The 17218-nt window shown below is 71.8% G+C and carries 14 protein-coding genes; 1 reads left to right on the top strand and 13 read right to left on the bottom strand.

Translation table 11 applies throughout. The features are described from left to right. Positions 1–197 precede the first annotated feature (197 nt). From ACZ7KF_RS17900 to aroA, 7 genes are all read right to left on the bottom strand, one after another. The gene (locus ACZ7KF_RS17900; protein ID WP_471075211.1) at positions 198–542 is read right to left on the bottom strand and encodes a hypothetical protein; all 345 of its coding nucleotides are present in this window, start codon (positions 540–542) and stop codon (positions 198–200) included. 241 nt (positions 543–783) lie between these two features. Beyond that, positions 784–1056, bottom strand: coding sequence for a hypothetical protein (locus ACZ7KF_RS17895; RefSeq protein ID WP_471075208.1), 273 nt, complete (start codon positions 1054–1056; stop codon positions 784–786). A gap of 167 nt (positions 1057–1223) precedes the next feature. Then, positions 1224–1592 carry a hypothetical protein gene (locus ACZ7KF_RS17890; RefSeq protein ID WP_471075205.1) on the bottom strand — a complete coding sequence of 123 codons (369 nt, stop codon included), beginning with the start codon at positions 1590–1592 and terminating at the stop codon, positions 1224–1226. Positions 1593–1714: 122 nt separating this feature from the next. After that, positions 1715–1987, bottom strand: a complete 273-nt coding sequence (locus ACZ7KF_RS17885) for a hypothetical protein (RefSeq protein WP_471075202.1) — start codon at positions 1985–1987, stop codon at positions 1715–1717. Between the two features lie 230 nt (positions 1988–2217). After that, positions 2218–3630: a condensation domain-containing protein gene (locus tag ACZ7KF_RS17880; protein ID WP_471075199.1), complete on the bottom strand. Its 1413-nt coding sequence runs from the start codon at positions 3628–3630 to the stop codon at positions 2218–2220. 282 nt (positions 3631–3912) lie between these two features. After that, entirely contained in the window at positions 3913–4503 is a 591-nt protein-coding gene (locus ACZ7KF_RS17875) for an RBBP9/YdeN family alpha/beta hydrolase (protein WP_471075196.1), read from the bottom strand. A gap of 60 nt (positions 4504–4563) precedes the next feature. Next, positions 4564–5799, bottom strand: coding sequence for a 3-phosphoshikimate 1-carboxyvinyltransferase (aroA, locus tag ACZ7KF_RS17870; RefSeq protein ID WP_471075193.1), 1236 nt, complete (start codon positions 5797–5799; stop codon positions 4564–4566). Between the two features lie 186 nt (positions 5800–5985). Between aroA and ACZ7KF_RS17865 the strand changes: the two genes are divergently transcribed. Further along, positions 5986–7833, top strand: a complete 1848-nt coding sequence (locus ACZ7KF_RS17865) for a glycoside hydrolase family 3 protein (protein WP_471075190.1) — start codon at positions 5986–5988, stop codon at positions 7831–7833. Between the two features lie 12 nt (positions 7834–7845). On the opposite strand, the gene ACZ7KF_RS17860 is transcribed toward ACZ7KF_RS17865, so the two are convergent. The 6 genes from ACZ7KF_RS17860 to ACZ7KF_RS17835 form a co-directional block, all read right to left on the bottom strand. Next, positions 7846–9261, bottom strand: coding sequence for a S28 family serine protease (locus ACZ7KF_RS17860; protein WP_471075187.1), 1416 nt, complete (start codon positions 9259–9261; stop codon positions 7846–7848). Between the two features lie 135 nt (positions 9262–9396). Further along, a complete protein-coding gene (locus ACZ7KF_RS17855) occupies positions 9397–9789 on the bottom strand; it encodes a hypothetical protein (RefSeq protein ID WP_471075184.1) in 393 nt (130 codons plus the stop codon). 135 nt (positions 9790–9924) lie between these two features. Next, the gene (locus ACZ7KF_RS17850) at positions 9925–13656 is read right to left on the bottom strand and encodes an ABC transporter ATP-binding protein (protein ID WP_471075181.1); all 3732 of its coding nucleotides are present in this window, start codon (positions 13654–13656) and stop codon (positions 9925–9927) included. A gap of 172 nt (positions 13657–13828) precedes the next feature. Beyond that, entirely contained in the window at positions 13829–14857 is a 1029-nt protein-coding gene (locus ACZ7KF_RS17845; RefSeq protein WP_471075178.1) for an esterase-like activity of phytase family protein, read from the bottom strand. A gap of 53 nt (positions 14858–14910) precedes the next feature. Further along, positions 14911–15834 (bottom strand): serine hydrolase, encoded by a 924-nt coding sequence (locus tag ACZ7KF_RS17840; protein WP_471075175.1) that lies wholly within the window; start codon positions 15832–15834, stop codon positions 14911–14913. Positions 15835–16104: 270 nt separating this feature from the next. Beyond that, entirely contained in the window at positions 16105–17028 is a 924-nt protein-coding gene (locus tag ACZ7KF_RS17835) for a serine hydrolase (RefSeq protein WP_471075172.1), read from the bottom strand. Positions 17029–17218: the final 190 nt, after the last annotated feature.

The raw sequence follows: 17218 nt of genomic DNA, 5'->3' as shown, positions 1-17218 counted from the left end.
GGGAAGAAAAAGGAAAGTAGCGGGACCCAAACAGGAAGAAAAAAAGGAGGGGGGGAAAGAAAAAAAAAAAAAAAGGGGGTGCCCCACAAAAACCCCCCCCCCCCACCGCCGCGTTTCGCGCGAGAACGGCTCGTCCGCCGGAACACGGATATGCCGGGCCGGGAGCGACTCCCGGCCCGGCATTCCGCCGTAGGCGCTCAGTACCGGATGTGCGGCTTCTTGAAGCCCTTGGGCAGTTCGGCCGTGTTGGAGCAGTCCATGACCGGTCCGACACTGGCGGAGCCGCCGTCCGTCAGCTGGTCGTCCGAGAACACCACGGGCGGCCGGTCGACCGTCGAGCAGTCCTGTTCCTGCTTGAGGACGTGCGTACCGTCCTTGTCGATGCGCGTCTCCGTCTTGCGGATGCAGACGACGTCCCCCTGTGCGGTGGTCTTGCAGTCGGCCGGGCCTCCCTCTGCGTACGCGTGTCCGGCGCCGAGGCAGATCGCGGCAAGACTGCCGACGAGCCCCGAGACGGTGGCGATTCTCTGCGAACTGAACATGTGCCGTGTTCCTTTACGACGGAGGCCCGGGCGCTCGCCGTCGACCGGCATGCGCTCGGGCCCTGAAAGATGGAAACAGAACATCCCGCCCTTTGACGCTCCGTCAGGTGCGCGTGAGGGCGGGATGGCCGCAGCCCGGACGCGCTCCCTGGGGGACCGCGCGTCCGGGCTGCCTCCGCCACGGGTGTCACAGATCGACGCGACCCGCGGTGGCGCCGAGAGGACGAGTCCTCGGCAGGTCTTACTCGCCTTCACCCTGGTGTTCACCCTGGTGCTCGCCGTACCCCTGCTCGGGCTCCTGGTTCCTCTGCTCCTCCGGCTGGCCCTGCTGCTGCTCCTCCGGACCCTGCGGCTGGGCGTAGTAACCGCCGCCGACGGCCACGGCGTTGGCGTTGGCCGTGGCGGTGACCGGCGGAGCGCCCTCGTAGCCGTCGGCGACGCTGACACCGGCAGCAAAGGCGGACAGGCCGGCAATCGCGGCCGCTACGACTGCAGCGCGCTGAAACTTACGCATGGTTGACCCTTTCTCATCCGGGCAGGACGCCCGGGCTCGACTACTCAACGTGAGCTTATACATACGTTTCGTAGTGATTCAGGATCTACGCCCCACATGTCGCGCCAGCCCCTCATATGTAGTAGAGGAGATCGTGCGGCGCCGGACGGAGGGGTGGGGCTCCGGACTCAGCGCGGCAGACCGGACGGCTCCCTGTCGTCGTCGGCCCCGATGGGCACGCCCTGCGTGACGACGTCCGCGGGCACTCCCTGCGTGGAGGGGTTGCAGGTCACCTCGGGCCCGAGCCGCATCCGCCCGTTGCCCAGGGCGGCGGGCAGCGTCAAGGGCTGCACCGGCACACAGTTCTCCTGATGGGGGATGGCGCCGCCCTCGGAGACCTGGCCCTTGATGTGCTGCGAGCAGCTGATGCTGCCCAGGAGGTCGCGGGTGCAGGTGCCCGGATCCCGGCCGACCTGCGCCTGGGCGATGCCGGCGCAGGCGACGGCGAGGCCGCCGACGAGCCCCGAGACGGCCACGATCTTCTTCATGTTGAACATGTGACGCGCATTTCCTTTGAACGGGTGTCTTCGACACTCAGGCGTCCGGCCGGGGGGGACGGGACCCTTCGGGGTGCCGAAGGGTCCCGCGCCGGGCGTCGCGCGATGTGACGCCGCCGAGTTCAGCCGGTGAAGGCGTTGTTGTACTGACCGCAGGTGGTGTCCATGGCGTCGGCGAGGCCGAGCACGGCGATCGGGATGTCGTTCTCGGAGACCGTCTGCGGACTGCACTCCTGGTAGGGGCGGTAGAGGTCGGTCACCAGCTGCCCACCCCCGGCGGTGTCGGCGGTGGCGGTGCCGGCGCCGATGGCCGACAGGCCGCCGGCCGCCGCCACTGCCGCGATCACGACCTTCTGAAGCTTGCGCATGAAGCCCTCGGTTCTGTGCTTGTTCATAGATTGATTGCCTAGCGTGACCGAACAGACACTAGCAGTAGCGAGAGGGGCGTTCCACACGGTCCGCCCGTGTCCCGAGGGGCGCGTGCCGCCGGGAAGTCGCCGGGAGGCGGCAACTGATGTGGCACGGGCGGCGGTTGCCGTCCGCGGGAACCGTCACGGCGCACGGGCCGCACGTCGGGCACAGCGCGGCGCGGGCACCAACCCGAGTGAGGCGAGGGAAAGTTGTGTCAGGAGAAGGCCGGTTCCGCGAGCCGGAGACGGTTGCGTGCGGGCGCGGAGGCGATCAGCTCCCGCAGCCCCTCGACGTACCGCCGCACGTTGTCGTAGGCGGCATCGGTGTCCGGGTAGCGGCAGGCCAACCACAGCCCTTCGTGCAGCCGGTTGACCCAGACGCACACCTGGTCGCCGTACGACACCCGGATCAGCCCATAGGCCTTCTGCTCGGTCCAGTGGTCGGCGCCGGGGATGGGGCGGGCATCAACATACGAGACGATCGAGTACATATCGGGTGAGGTCGGGCGGAAGTCCGCGCCGAGCAGCCGCAGTACACGGGCCAGCGGGATGCGCGCCAGCGACCGGTTGGCCCGCAACTCGGCGCGGACCGTGGCGAGCGCGTCGTCGAAGTCCCGCGCCGCGGGCACCTCGATGGGCGCGCCGCCGACGTACCAGCCCACCGAGTCCGACCACGCGGACTTCAGCCGCGTGTGGAACGGCACGACCGTGCGGTAGCAGGGCTGCCCGCCGATCTCGTGGACGATCAGACTGGTCGCGGCCAGGACGCCCACCAGGCTGCCGCCGTAGGGCCGGCAGTACGCGTCGAACGCGGCGGCCTCGTCCGCGCCGAGAAGCGGTTCGCACATCAGCTTCTGGGCGGGCAGCGCGTCACCGGGCCGCAGCCCGAGGTCGACGGGGAACTCCGGGAGCCTTCCGCCGCAGCGGCCGATGAACTCCCGCCAGCGCTGGACGATCGCGTGCGTGTCGTCGATCCCGTCCGCGTTCGCCCGCTCCTGTTCGCAGAAGTCGACGTAACTTCCCACGGGCGTGCCGAGGGCGGGCCGCCCCGTGACGCCCGCCGTGTACAGCTCGTGGATCTCGTGCGGGATGCGGTGGACGGAGTAGGCGTCGACGTTGGTGTGGTCGAAGGCCATGTACACGCTGGTGGAGTCGTCGCGGACGACCGCCGCGAAGATGAGGTTCGGCCAGTCGAGCGCGTCCGCCGCGACGTCGAATCGGTCCTGCAGGTACCGGGTCAGCGCCTCCGCGTCGGTGAAGTGGCCGACCACCTCGCGGTGCAGCGACACGTCCGCGTCGTCGAGCGTGAACCGGTGCATGTCGTCACCGGCCCACCGGAAGCCGCTGCGCAGCGTCTCGTGACGCAACGTCCAGTCGCGCAAGGCCCGTTCCAGCGCGTCGAGGTCGGCCTGTCCCGGCAGGTCGAACGCCGTGCCGAGCCAGGTGGGGACGAAAAGGCCGTCCTCGCGCACCGACCGCGCCGTTCTGATGTGCGACTCCTGGATGTACGCCGGTGGCCGCGGATCCGGCGGCAGCACTGCCGCGGCCGCGATGGTCGCCGGACTGAACGTCCACTCGACGAGCCGTCCGGGCCGGACCTCGCAGCGCTGAATGTCAGAAATTCGCACGGTGGCGTCTCCTTCGCAGAAGACACCAGCTTGATCAAGGGGGAGCCGTGCGCGAGCGGTGGTCGCTGTGTCGCCGCCTTTTCAGCGGGACGTGTGACGCCTCGAACGGTGAAGCGATCGCGCCACGGCCGTCTCCTCCCACTGAACGGGCATGCGCCGCGTCGAGTTGACGGCGGTCGTCGCGGACGGGAGTCCTCGGCGCCGGTGGCCGCGCCCGCGCTCCGGACCCCGATCCCGCCGGTGGGGGCGGGAGTTCGCCGTCCCGGTGAGCGGGCGGCCCCGCTAGGGGGCCGGCCGTACCGTGAGCGGCACGGACTCCCCGAGGCACCAGTCGAGGACGGCCGGCCAGGATCCGTAGCCCGCGTCCAGATCGAGGTGGGCGGCGCCGGGCAGGATGTCCGCGGGGATGCCGAACGGCTCGGCGAAGAGCGTGTCGGCGCCCTCGGGGCAGTACGGATCGTCGTCGCCGGCGACCAGCCGGGCCGGTCCGGGCAGGGCGAAGTCCGGAGCGGGCGGGACGAAGGCGGCCACCTCCGGGTACCGGGCGAGGACGGAACCGGACGGCGGGGCGACGAGCAGTACCCGGTCGGCGTACCGCTGCTGCTGCATGCCGCGGGCGGCGGCGTGCAGCCACAGCACGGCGGACAGGCTGTGCGCCACCACCACCCGCTCCCCCGTACCGTCCAACTCCGCCAGATGACGGCCGAGTTCACCCAGCCAGACCTCCAGGTCCGGGTCGTCCGCGTCGGGCAGCTGCGGGTAGCCGACCTGGTGCCCGAGGGCGGTCAGGCGGTCGGCGAGCCAGCGCTGCCAGTGCCCCTGCGGGCGGTGGTTCTGCCAGCCGTGCAGCACGAGGTACGAGCGTGTGGTCATGCCGGTGATCCTGTCCGGCACCCCGCCCTCCGGTCCAGTGCCCGTCTCGGACAGCGGACGTCAGCCGGCGGCGGGCAGCGTGGCGAACGCCTCGTGGAAACCGGGGAACGTCTTGCGCACACAGCCGGGGTCGTCGTAGGTCAGCCCGGGCGTGCGCAGGGCGGTGACGGCGAAGGACATCACGATGCGGTGGTCGCCGAAGGACTTGATCTCGACGCCGGGCGCGGGGGTGCCGGGCCGGATCTCGATCCAGTCGGGGCCGGTGGCGACGTCCACGCCGAGCCGCCGGAGGTTGTCCGCGCCGGCCTCCAGCCGGTCGCACTCCTTCACCCGGGTGTTGCCGACGTCCTCGATGCGGACCGGTCCGGAGGCGAACGGCGCGATCGCGGCCAGGGTCGGCATGGTGTCGGAGATGTCCCGCATGTTCACCGTGAGCCCGCGCAGCTCGCCCGTGCCGCGTACGGTGGTGCGGTCCTCGGCGACGGTCACCTCGGCGCCCATCCGCCGCAGCACCTCCACGAAGCGCAGGTCACCCTGGAGCGCGCCCGCGCCGAGACCGGGCACGGTGATCTCGCGGCCCGGGGTGACGGCCGCCGCGGCGAAGAAGTAGCTCGCGGTGGAGGCGTCCGGCTCGATCGCGTAGGTGGTGGCCCGGTAGCCGCCGGGCGGGACGTCGTACACCGCGCCGTCCCGGGCGACGTCCACGCCGAACGCGCGCATCATGGCGAGGGTGATCTCCACGTAGGGCGCCGACACCAGGTCGGTCACCCGGATCCTCAGGCCGGTGCGGGTCAGCGGGCCGAGCAGCAGCAGCGCGGTCAGGTACTGGGAGGACTCGCCGGCGTCCAGCACGACCTCGCCGCCCTCGACGCCGGACGCGTGCACGGTGAGCGGATGATGCCCCTCGGCCGCCTCGTGCCGCAGGTCGACGCCGAGGTCGCGCAGGGCGCGGGTGAGCGGGCCGAGGGGGCGGCGGCGCATCTGCGGGGAGGCGTCGAAGCGATAGGTGCCGTGGCCGGCGGCGGCCAGGGTGGGCAGGAAGCGGGCGGTGGTGGCGCCGTCGCGGCAGAAGACGTCGGCCTCGGCGTGGGCCGGCCCCTGCGGGCGGCCGTCGATCCGCCAGGCGTCCGGGGTGCGGCCGACCCGGTAGCCGAGCCGGGTCAGTCCCTCGGCGAAGCCCTCGGTGTCGTCGGAGTGCAGGGGGCGTACGAGGGTGCTGACCCCGTCGGCCGCGGCGGCGAGAAAGAGCGCGCGGGCGGTGAGGGACTTGGAACCGGGGATGTCGACTACGGGCATGACCGCATGATGACCGTTCGTCCGAGCCGTGGTCCGGGACGTCCGGAGGCTGGACGCGCCCCCTTGAATGCGCGGTCGGCGGCCCCTTCCTGGTTACTGTGCATTCCCTTGACGGAAAGAAACTTCCCGGATATTGGTGACTCCTCGGAAGTTTCCTTCAGCGGTTCTCCTCTGGAAGGAGCGCACGTGCACCACACCAGCACGGGAAGCGACACCGGCACGGGAAGCACGGGACACACCGCACGGCCGTCCAGACGCGCCGTCCTCGCCGCGACCGCGGGCGTCACCGCCGCGCTGTCCGTACCGACGACCGCCCACGCCGCCCCCGACGAACGCCGGCTGCGCGCCCTGATCTCCCGCATGACGCTGGAGGAGAAGGTGGGCCAGCTCTTCGTGATGCGGGTCTACGGCCACTCCGCCACCGCACCCGACCAGGCGGACATCGACGCCAACCTGAAGGAGATCGGCGTCCGCACCGCCGCCGAGCTGATCGCGAAGTACCGGGTCGGCGGCATCATCTACTTCACGTGGGCGCACAACACCCGCGACCCGCGCCAGATCGCCGATCTGTCCAACGGCATCCAGCGGGCCTCACTGGACCAGCCGCGCGGCCTGCCGGTGCTCATCGCCACCGACCAGGAGCACGGCGCGGTGTGCCGGATCGGCAAGCCCGCCACCCTCTTCCCCGGCGCGATGGCGATCGGCGCGGGCGGCTCCCGTGCCGACGCGCGGACGCTCGGCCGGATCTCCGGCGCCGAGCTGCGCGCGATGGGCATCAACCAGGACTACTCCCCCGACGCCGACGTGAACGTCAACCCGGCCAACCCGGTGATCGGTGTCCGCTCCTTCGGCGCCGACCCGGACGCGGTGGCCGGTCTGGTGGCCGCCGAGGTGAGGGGGTATCAGGCGGCCGGTGTGGCGGCGACGGCCAAGCACTTCCCCGGCCACGGGGACACCGCCGTCGACAGCCACTACGGCTTCCCGGTCATCACCCACAGCCGGGAGCTGTGGGAGGAGCTGGACGCGGTGCCGTTCCGCGCCGCGATCCGGGCGGGCATCGACTCGATCATGACCGCGCACATCCAGTTCCCGGCTCTGGACGGCTCCGGCGACCCGGCCACCCTGTCCGAGCCGATCCTCACCGGCATCCTGCGCGGCGAACTCGGCTACGACGGGGTCGTGATCACCGACTCGCTCGGCATGCAGGGCGTGCGCACGAAGTACGGCGACGACCGGGTGCCGGTGCTCGCCCTCAAGGCCGGCGTCGACCAGCTGCTCAACCCGCCCGCGCTGGACGTGGCCTGGAACGCGGTGCTGAAGGCGGTCCAGGACGGCGAGCTGACGGAGGCCCGGCTGGACGAATCGATCCTGCGCATCCTGCGTCTGAAGGCCCGGCGCGGTCTCTTCGACCGGCCCTGGGCGAGCCGGTCGGGCACCGTCCGCGCGGTGGGCACCAAGGCCCACCTGGCCACCGCCGACCGTATCGCCGAACGCACCACCACCCTGCTGGTCAACGAGGACGGCGTGCTGCCCTTCGACCGCTACAGCGACCGCAGGATCCTGGTGGTCGGCGCCGATCCCGCCTCGCCCTCCGGCACCACCGGCCCCTCCACCGGTGTGCTGGCCGCCGCGCTCACCGAACTGGGCTTCACCGCCACGGCCCTGTCCACCGGGACCGCGCCCTCCGCCGCGGCCATCGACAAGGCGGTCGCGGCCGCGCGGGACGCGAACGCGGTGGTGGTCGCCACCTACAACGTGACGGCGGGCAACAGCCAGCGGACCCTGGTGGACCGCCTGCTGGCGACGGGCAGGCCGCTGGCCGTGGTGGCCGTCCGCAACCCGTACGACGTCGCGCAGTTCCCGTCCGCCAAGGCCGTCCTGGCCACGTACTGCTGGACGGACGTCGAACTGCGCGCCGCCGCACGGGTGATCGCCGGCCGGGTCGCACCGCGCGGGAAGCTGCCGGTCCCGGTGCAGCGGGCGGACGATCCCACGCAGGTGCTGTACCCGATCGGGCACGGGCTGACGTACTAGCGCGGGGCCCGCTCAGGGCCGCAGCGCGGGCTCCCGCTCCACGTCCCGGCCGTCCAGCCCGGCGTCGTACGCGGCCAGCGGCCTGGCCTGGGCGACGGCGGCCGGGGAGACGCCCGCCCACGTCAGGATGCGGGCCGTGGCGAGGGACTTCTGGTCCGGGACCAGTCCCGCGACGTTCGCACCGTGGTTCAGGCCGGGCGCGGTGAAGACGTAGGAGTCACGGGCGCCCGCGCCGAGCCGGAAGCGTTCCGAACCCCAGGGGTCGTTCTGGCCGTAGACGAAGAGCATGTGGGTGGCGTGGTGCCGGACCCAGGTGTCCACGTCCCGCATCGCCCGCGGCTGGAAGCGCATCGGGATGGAGCGGGGCACGAAGTTGCGCGGCGGCTGGTAGCCGTAGCGGATCAGGTGCTTCTCGATGTGCGGGAAGTGGATGGTCGGCGCCCCGAGCTGGGTGCCGGCCTGGTAGTAGTACGGCGTGTACGGGGCGAGGCCCTGGTCGGTGTAGGCGGAGAAGCCGGAGATGGTGTCGACCGACTTCCAGATCTCGTCGTCGCTCGCGGTGGCCGCGTGCGCCGGGATCGTGGCGCAGTCCTTCAGCAGGCTGTACTGCCAGAAGCCCCAGACGTAGTCCAGGACGACCGCCTCGTACGCCTTGTCCAGGCCGCCGATGGTGTCGAAGGTGTAGCCGTTCTCGGCGGCGTACCGCGCGTACCTCTGCTCCAGCGGCTCGCGGCGCACCAGTGCCTCCCGCTGGACGGCGCCGAGCCGGTCGCGGCACTCCTCGGTGCCGACACGGGCGAAGAAGCGGTCGTAGGCCGAGTCCTCGTCGTTGACGACGTCGTTGGGGGCGACGTAGGCGACGACACCGGCCATGTCCCGCGGATAGAAGCGCTCGTAGTAGGTGGCCGTCATGCCGCCCTTGGAGCCGCCGGTGGCCAGCCAGTTGGCGGAGTAGATCCGCTTCAGCGCCCGGTACACGCGGTGCTGGTCGCTGGCCGCCTGCCAGATGTCGAGCTTGGACCAGTCGGCCGGGTCGGGACGGGACGGGGTGAAGAAGCGGTACTCCAGGGAGACCTGGTTGCCGTCCACGATCTGGGTGGGCTCGCGGCGCGAGGGGGTGGTGGAGACGTTGTAGCCGCTGGTGTAGAAGACCGTCGGGCGGCTGGTGTCCTTGTGCAGTACGGTGATCCGCTGCTGGAAGGTGCCCCGGCCGGGGTGGTGGTGGTCGACCGGCTGGGTGTAGTTCAGGACGAAGTAGCGGTAGCCGGGGTACGGCTTCTCCTCGACGAGGCTCATGCCGGGTATCGACAGGAGCCGGTCCTTGATGTCGGTGGGCCCGGACTCGGCGGCGGTGGCCGCGCCGGCCGCCGTGCTCAGGGTGCCTATGAACACCGTGAGCGCGAGCAGCCATCTGAGCGCCTTGCGCATGCGCACTCTCCCCTGTGAGACAGATGTGCGCCGGAAGCTATCCCAGCAACTGCCGTCACACCAGGGGGTATTGAGCGCTCCCCATCAGCCGGGGAGGGATCCGGCCGTGGGTTCGGCACATGACGGCCCGTGGGCTCAGCACATGATCCAGCCGGAGCTGACCGCATGGCGGCCCACCGCGCCCTTGATCCAGACGCAGCGGTGGCCGACGTGCACGGTCACGGGACCGGCGTGGTGCCTGTAGCGGCCCTTGTCGACGACCGGCCGGTTGCCGCGGGCCTGCACGCTGACCGACATGGTCTGCGCGGGGCCGGGGTGCTTGGCGACGGTGACCGCGCAGACGTAGCCGTTGGACTTGTAGACGTGGGTGACGCCGGTTCTGAACGGCAGGGTCCGCACCTCGCGTCCGGCGCAGCCGTCGGCCGACGCGGCCTGGGCGGTCCCCGTCGCCGTGAACGCGAGCGCTCCGGACGCGGCCAGCACGGCCGCACCGAGAGCCAGTCGCCGGCGTATCGCACCACTGTCCACTGTCGTCCTCCCCGTAACCCGGTCACACTCCCCCGCGTCCGTACTGATGTACGGACGCACGGATGTGCCGGATGGTTGCACGACCGTCAGCGGCACGCGTCGGCCGGGTCCGGGCGCGGGCGCGGCCGGGGCCGCTCAGCGGGGCACGCCGACCGGCTCCTCCGGCTCGGACCGGCCGACGAAGGTCCGCCACAGCGCGGCGTACCGGCCGCCGCGGGCCAGCAGTTCCTCGTGGGTGCCGTCCTCGGCGACCCGGCCGCGGTCCATCACCACCACCCGGTCGGCGCGGGCCGCGGTGGTGAGCCGGTGGGCCACCACCAGGGTGGTGCGGCGGCCGGCCAGCCGGTCGGTGGCCTGGTTGACCTGTGCCTCGGTGGCCAGGTCCAGGGCGGCCGTGGCCTCGTCCAGGAGCAGGATGTCCGGGTCGACCAGTTCGGCGCGGGCGAGGGCGATCAGCTGGCGCTGGCCGGCCGAGAGGTTCCGGCCGCGTTCGGCGACCTCGTGCAGATAGCCGCCCGTGAGCCGGGCGATCATCTCGTGCGCGCCCACCGCGCGGGCCGCCGCCTCCACCTCGGCGTCGGTGGCGTCGGGGCGGCCGTAGGCGATGGCGTCGCGGACCGTGCCCGGGAAGAGGTACGCCTCCTGCGGCACGACCCCGAGCCGGTGCCGGTACGAGGTCAGGTCCAGGCCGCGCAGATCCGTGCCGTCGACCGCGACCCGCCCGGCCGTCGGGTCGTAGAACCGCGCCACCAGCTTGACGAGGGTCGACTTGCCGGCGCCCGTCTCGCCCACGAAGGCGACCGTCTGCCCCCGCGGGATCCGCAGGTCGACGCCGGACAGCGCCTCCTCCTCGCCGGTGTAGGCGAAGTGCACGCCCTCGAAGGAGATGTCGCCCCGCAGGGAGAGGACCTCCAGGGGCGCGTCGGCGGACTTCGTGGACGTCGGCTCGCGCAGCAGCTCCTGGATGCGGCCCAGCGAGACCGTGGCCTGCTGGTAGCCGTCGAAGACCTGGGAGAGCTGCTGGACGGGTGCGAAGAACAGGTCGATGTAGAGCAGGTAGGCCACCAGGGCGCCGGTCGTCAGCGTGGCCGCCTGCACCCGGCCCGCGCCCGCGATCAGCACGGCCGCCGCGGCGACCGAGGACAGCAGCTGCACGAACGGGAAGTAGACGGATATCAGCCGCTGGCCGCGGATGCGGGCGCTGCGGTAGCCGTCGCTGCGCTCGGCGAACCGCCGCCCGCCGTCCCGCTCCCGCCGGAAGGCCTGCACGATCCGCAGCCCGGCCACGGTCTCCTGGAGGTCGGCGTTCACCGCCGAGACCCGCTCACGGGCGAGTTCGTACGCCTTCACGCTCGCCCGGCGGAAGAAGAAGGTGGCCACCACCAGCGGCGGCAGGGTGACGAAGACGACCAGGGCGAGCTGCACGTCCAGCACCAGTAGGGCGACCATGATGCCGAAGAAGGTGACGACCGAGACGAACGCCGTGACGAGGCCGGTCTGCAGGAAGGTGGAGAGGGCGTCGACGTCCGTCGTCATCCGGGTCATGATCCGCCCGGTCAGCTCGCGCTCGTAGTAGTCCAGGCCGAGCCGCTGGAGCTGGGCGAAGATCTTCAGCCGCAGCGTGTACAGCACGCGTTCGCCGGTACGGCCGGTCATCCGGGTCTCGCCGATCTGCGCGGCCCACTGCACCAGCACGGTGAGCAGGGCGAGCAGGGAGGCCGCCCACACCGCGCCGACCGCCATCCGGGTGACGCCGGAGTCGATGCCGTGCCGGATCAGCACCGGCAGCAGCAGGCCACTGCCCGCGTCCACGGCGACCAGCAGCAGGCTGACGAGGAGGGGCGGCCCGAAGCCGCGCAGCAGCCGGCGCAGGCCGTAGGAGTCCTCGGGCAGGACCGCCCGGCCCTCGTCGACGTCCGGGGTGTCGGTGGCCGGGGGCAGCGCCTCTACCTGGGCGAGGAGTTCCGGGGTGGCCGGGGTGCCGGCGAGCGTCGGCTCCTTGGGTGCGCGGTCGCCGGTCCACAGCCTGGGGGTCACGCCCCGCTCGGCGTCGAACTCCGCGTCCAGTTCCTCGCGGACGGAGGTGTCCTCGCGCGGCTCGGCCGGCAGGGCGCGCCCCGGGGAGACCCCGCCCAGCTCGTCCGGGTCGGTGAGCAGCCGGCGGTAGAGGGCGGAGCGCTCCTGGAGTTCCTCGTGGGTGCCGAGGTCGGCGAGCCGGCCGCCGTCCAGCACGGCGATGCGGTCGGCGAGGTTCAGGGTGGAGCGGCGGTGGGCGATGAGCAGGGTGGTGCGGCCCCGCATCACCTGCTTGAGGGCCTCGTGGATCTCGTGCTCGACGCGGGCGTCCACGGCCGAGGTGGCGTCGTCCAGCACCAGCAGGCGGGGGTCGGTGAGCAGGGCGCGGGCGAGCGCGACGCGCTGGCGCTGGCCGCCGGAGAGGGTGAGGCCCTGCTCGCCGACCTTGGTGTCGTAGCCCTCGGGCAGCTCGCTGATGAAACGGTCCGCCTGGGCGGCGCGGGCAGCGGCCTCGATCTCCTCCTGTGTGGCGTCCGGGCGGCCGTAGGCGATGTTGCCGCGGATGGTGTCGGAGAAGAGAAACGAATCTTCCGGGACCAGGCCGATCGCGGCCCGCAGCGACTCCAGGGTCAGCTCGCGCACGTCGTGGCCGCCGATCAGGACGGCGCCGTGGGTGACATCGTAGAAGCGCGGCAGGAGCAGGGCGAGGGTGGACTTGCCGGAGCCGGAGGAACCGACGACGGCGAGGGTCTCGCCGGGCCGGATCTCGAAGCTGAGCCCTTCGAGGACGGGGCCGCTTCCGCCGGGGGCGCGGTCGTAGGCGAAGGACACGTCGTCGAACTCGACCGTCACGGGCGCGTCGGCGGACAGCTCCTTGGTGCCGTCCTTCAGGGTCGGCTCGGTGTCGATCAGCTCCAGGACCCGCTCGGTGCCGGCGCGGGCCTGCTGGCCGACGGTGAGGACCATGGCGAGCATGCGGACCGGGCCGACCAGCTGGGCCAGATAGGTGGAGAAGGCCACGAAGGTGCCGAGCGTGATGTGACCGCGCACGGCGAGCCAGCCGCCGAGGGCCAGCATGGCGACCTGGCCGAGCGCCGGGACGGCCTGGAGGGCCGGGGTGTACCTGCTGTTCATCCGGATCGTGCGCAGGCGGCCCGCGAAGAGCCGGCGGCCGACCTCGCGCAGCTTGCCGGTCTCCTGGTCCTCCTGCCCGAAGCCCTTCACCACGCGGACGCCGCTCACCGCGCCGTCGACCACCCCGGCCACGGCGGCGGCCTGGGCCTGGGCGTACCAGGTGGCGGGGTGCAGCCGGCTGCGGCTGCGCCTGGCGATCCAGCCGAGGGCGGGCGCGACGGCCAGGGCGACCAGCGTCAGCGGCGGCGACAGCCACGCCATGATCACCAGGGACATCAGGAAGAGCAGGACGTTCCCGATGGTCATCGGGAGCATGAAGAGCAGGCCCTGGATCAGCTGGAGGTCGCTGGTGGCCCGGCCGACGACCTGCCCGGTGGACAGCTCGTCCTGGCGGCGGCCGTCCAGCCGGGTGATCGTGCCGTACATCTCGGTCCGCAGGTCGTGCTGGACGTCCAGGGCGAGCCGGCCGCCGTAGAAACGGCGGACGTAGGTGAGGACGTAGACGAGGACGGCCGCGCCGACGAGGGCGCCGGCCCAGGGGGCCATGGCCCGGCTGTGGCCGCCGATCACATCGTCGATGATCACCTTGGTGATCAGCGGGACGACGGCCGTCACGGCCATGCCGGCCAGCGAGGAGCCGAGGGCGAGGATCACGTCCTTGGGGTAACGCCAGGCGTACCCCGCCAGTCGTTTCGCCCATCCCCGTTGCGCTGCCACGCCGGTGCCCTCCAGATTTTCGGCCTGCTCTACCGGAAGACTCCAACACCCGAGGCGGGCGATTTCATCCCGCCGCAACAATGGCGACGGGATGTCGTCGTGGGGCGGCCGCGGGCGCGTGCGGGGCGGGGCGCGCGGTTCCCCGCGTCCCTGGCCGGCCGCCGCCCCGGACTCACGCGCGTATCCGCAGGTAGTAGAACCTCGTCGTCTGGGCCGCGTTCTGGTTGTCGTCGCTCACCAGGAGCACCCGCAGGCGGCCGGTGCGGTCACGCCCCGTGACCGTCATGCCCTCGATGTTGTCCAGCAGCGGGTTCGGCTGGGGCTGCCTCGCCGTGGCGCCCAGGGAGGGGCAGGCGGACATGTCCGCCAGGAGCGTCTTGCTGATCGGCCGGACCCCGTCCTGGCCCGTCAGGTTCTCGATGCCGCCGGTGTCCGTGGCGTGCCGCGGGTCGGCCAGGTAGAGGCGGACCGTGTTGCCGACGCCCGCGGTGAAGCCGCGCTCCAGGACGAGGAGGCGGCCGTCGGGGGTGGCCCGGACCTCGGGGACGCCGAGGCCGGCGTCGGTGCGGTAGGCGTACTGGGCGGCGAGCCGGAAGTGGCCGTCCCTCGTCCGCCGCCAGGTCTGGAAGCGGACGGTCCCGGCGGTGTCGCCGGCGAGCGCGTACTCCATGGAGGCCAGCAGGGTGCGGCCGCCGGGCAGCAGGGTCAGGCCCTCGAAGGTCTGGTTGGCGGTGGCGCGGCCGGCCGGGGCGACCTGGAGGGCCGACGGCACCGGCAGCCGGTCGAGGATCGTCCCGTCGCGGGAGTAGCGGCGGACGGACGGCTCGGTCTCGGAGGTGACGAGCCGGGTGCCGTCGCCGTCCACGACCAGGCCCTCGGAGTCGAGGTCGGCGCCCTTCTCGTCGGCGAGCCGGACGACCTCCTTCGGTCGGAGGGTACGGGCGTCCAGACGGAACAGGGACGAGCGGTCCCCCAGAGCCGCGAGCGAGCCGTCCCGGTCCACGGCGAGGGCGGAGAAGTTGCCGACGAAGGTGCCGTCGTACGTCGTCTTGTCGAGCGCGTCGGAGAAGCGGTCGATCGACACGGTGGCCGAACAGGCCGCGGACGCTTGCGGGTGGGCACCGGCGGGCCCGGCGGCGGCCGACGAGGTGGCCGCCGCCAGACCGGCGGTGAGGGTGGCGAGTACGGTTCTCAGGCGCATGGCCGTCACCGTAGAACGGGCCGGTGACCTACGGGCGACCGCCTCGTGAAGCGTCAGCCCCGCGGCGGCACCGCGACGAACGCCTCGCGCGGCCGGCTGGTCGGGGCGTAGCGGGTGGCACCGGCACCGGTGGGCACCAGGTCCTTGTGGATCGCCTCGGCGACGTTCTGGATGGTGGCGACGCCGTACTCCATGGTGCTGTCGTCCTGCGTCAGCACGGTGATCATGTAGTCGTGCCCGGCGCCGTTGAAGGTGCCCAGGCTGTGCACGCGCCAGCCGTGCGTGGAGCGCTGCAGCCAGCCGTTCTTGACGTGCACCGCGACGGAGGACGGCGCACCGGCCGGGGTCCCCCAGCGCTGGTCCGCGACGACCTGCCCCATCAACTTCAGGATGTAGGCACGGGAGTTGTCACTGAGCACGCTGTTCTTGGCGGTGACGAGCTTGAGGAGCTTCTGCTCGTCGGTGACGTTCTCCTGCGTCAGGCCCCAGTAACCGTCCGCGCCCGGCACGGTCTTCGTCATCCCGGCCGCGGTCAGGAAGCCCTGGATCTTCGTCATGCCCAGCTGCTTCCACAGCTTGCTGGTCGCGTCGTTGTCCGACTGGGTGATCATGGCCGTGGCGAGGTCGGCCTCGGTGTCGGTCAGGTACCGGTTGCTCTTCTTCGCGTCCCACAGCAGCGCGGCGAGCACGGTGACCTTGACGGTGCTGGCCGAGTCGAAGGCGGTGGCGGCGTTCAGCGTGCAGGTGGTGTCGGTGGAGCGGTCGTACAGGCCGATCGCGACGGTTCCCTTGCGGTTCGCGAGAGCGGCCGTGATGTCCTTCTGCAGCTTGGCGGCGAGACCCGCCTTGGCGGACGTGCAGCCGACGGTGGGCGTGGGTGCCGCCGCGGCCGGGAGGGCGGCGGTGGCCGAGACGAGCAGGGCGGCGGCGAGGGCGGTCGTGAGTGCCCCGGCTCGGCCGGATATCCGATGGGTCATGAAGAGCTTCCCCCTTGAACGTCGTACGGGCGTTCCTTGGACGCCGTCGGACGTGCCCCCGCCTCGCCTGCCGCGGCAGCCGGGGACGGACGACGGCTGTACGCATGTTCGCAGGGCGGGAGTTCGGGCGAACCGGGGGGATGGCCGCGGGACGCGGGCCCGCAGGCCGGACCGGGCGGCGGGCGGGGCGAGCGGCCGGTGGGGTGGGCGCGGCGCCGTCGCGGCCCGGGGTGTCCCCGGCGGCAGCGGCCGCCGGGGACGTGCCGTCCGTCAGCCCTGCGGCGGCACCGCGACGAACGCCTCGCGCGGCTGGCCGGTCGGGGCGTAGCGGGTGGCACCGGCGGTGGTGGGCACCAGGTCCTTGTGGATCGCCTTGGCGACGTTCTGGATGGTGGTCACGCCGTAGTTCATGGTGCTGTTGTCCTGCGTCAGCACGGTGATCGTGTAGTCGTGCCCGGCGCCGTTGAAGGTGCCCAGGCTGTGCACCCGCCAGCCGTGCGTGGAGCGCTGCAGCCAGCCGTTCTTGACGTGCACCGCGACGGAGGACGGCGCGCCGGCCGGGGTCCCCCAGCGCTGCGAGGAGACGACCTGTCCCATCAGCTTGAGGATGTAGGCGCGGGAGTTGTCGCTCAGCACGCTGTTCTTGGCGGTGACGAGCTTGAGGAGCTTCTGCTCGTCGGTGACGTTCTCCTGCGTCAGGCCCCAGTAACCGCCCGAGCCCGGCACAGTCTTCGTCATGCCGGCGGCGGACAGGAAGCCCTTGATCTTCGTCATGCCCAGCTGCTTCCACAGCTTGCTGGTCGCGTCGTTGTCGGACTTGGTGATCATGGCCTTGGCGAGCGACTGCTCGGTGCTCGTCAGATACCGGTTGTGCTTCTTGGCGTCCCACAGCAGCGTGGCGAGCACGGTGACCTTGACGGTGCTGGCCGAGTCGTAGGCGCTGGTGGCACGCAGGGTGCAGGTCGTCTTGGTGCTGCGGTCGTACAGGCCGATCGCAACGGTTCCCTTGCGGTTCGCGAGGGCGGCCGTGATGTCCTTCTTCAGGGTGGCGGCCAGGCCGGCCTTGGCGGACGTGCAGGTCACCGCGGGCGCGGCCGCTGCCGCCGGGGTGGCGGCGACGGCGGCCGGTATGAGCAGCGCGGCACTGACGGCGGCGGCGAGCACGCCGGCCCGGCCGGATGTCCGGTAAGTCATGAGAAGTTCCCCTTGAACGTCGTACGGGCGTCCCCCTGAACGCCGTTGAGCGCACCCGTGCGCTGTCTGAGTGGACTCGCCAGGGCGGTCGAAAGTTGTACGCGTGTTCGCAGGACCGGGGTTCACGGTCCCCGACCGGGGCGGGCGTCCCCACCCGGCTCTCACCGACCCACAGGCTCCGCCCAGGTGG

The sequence above is a fragment of the Streptomyces sp. NPDC038200 genome (genome assembly GCF_055600785.1).
This window is presented reverse-complemented; position numbering and strand designations above follow the sequence as displayed.

Coding starts and splice junctions, on each gene's coding strand:
- ACZ7KF_RS17890 (WP_471075205.1), bottom strand. CDS start 1,592: ATGTTCAACATGAAGAAGATCGTGGCCGTCTCGGGGCTCGTCGGCGGC.
- aroA (WP_471075193.1), bottom strand. CDS start 5,799: ATGCCCGTAGTCGACATCCCCGGTTCCAAGTCCCTCACCGCCCGCGCG.
- ACZ7KF_RS17860 (WP_471075187.1), bottom strand. CDS start 9,261: ATGCGCAAGGCGCTCAGATGGCTGCTCGCGCTCACGGTGTTCATAGGC.
- ACZ7KF_RS17835 (WP_471075172.1), bottom strand. CDS start 17,028: ATGACTTACCGGACATCCGGCCGGGCCGGCGTGCTCGCCGCCGCCGTC.
- ACZ7KF_RS17900 (WP_471075211.1), bottom strand. CDS start 542: ATGTTCAGTTCGCAGAGAATCGCCACCGTCTCGGGGCTCGTCGGCAGT.
- ACZ7KF_RS17875 (WP_471075196.1), bottom strand. CDS start 4,503: ATGACCACACGCTCGTACCTCGTGCTGCACGGCTGGCAGAACCACCGC.
- ACZ7KF_RS17845 (WP_471075178.1), bottom strand. CDS start 14,857: ATGCGCCTGAGAACCGTACTCGCCACCCTCACCGCCGGTCTGGCGGCG.
- ACZ7KF_RS17895 (WP_471075208.1), bottom strand. CDS start 1,056: ATGCGTAAGTTTCAGCGCGCTGCAGTCGTAGCGGCCGCGATTGCCGGC.
- ACZ7KF_RS17885 (WP_471075202.1), bottom strand. CDS start 1,987: ATGAACAAGCACAGAACCGAGGGCTTCATGCGCAAGCTTCAGAAGGTC.
- ACZ7KF_RS17840 (WP_471075175.1), bottom strand. CDS start 15,834: ATGACCCATCGGATATCCGGCCGAGCCGGGGCACTCACGACCGCCCTC.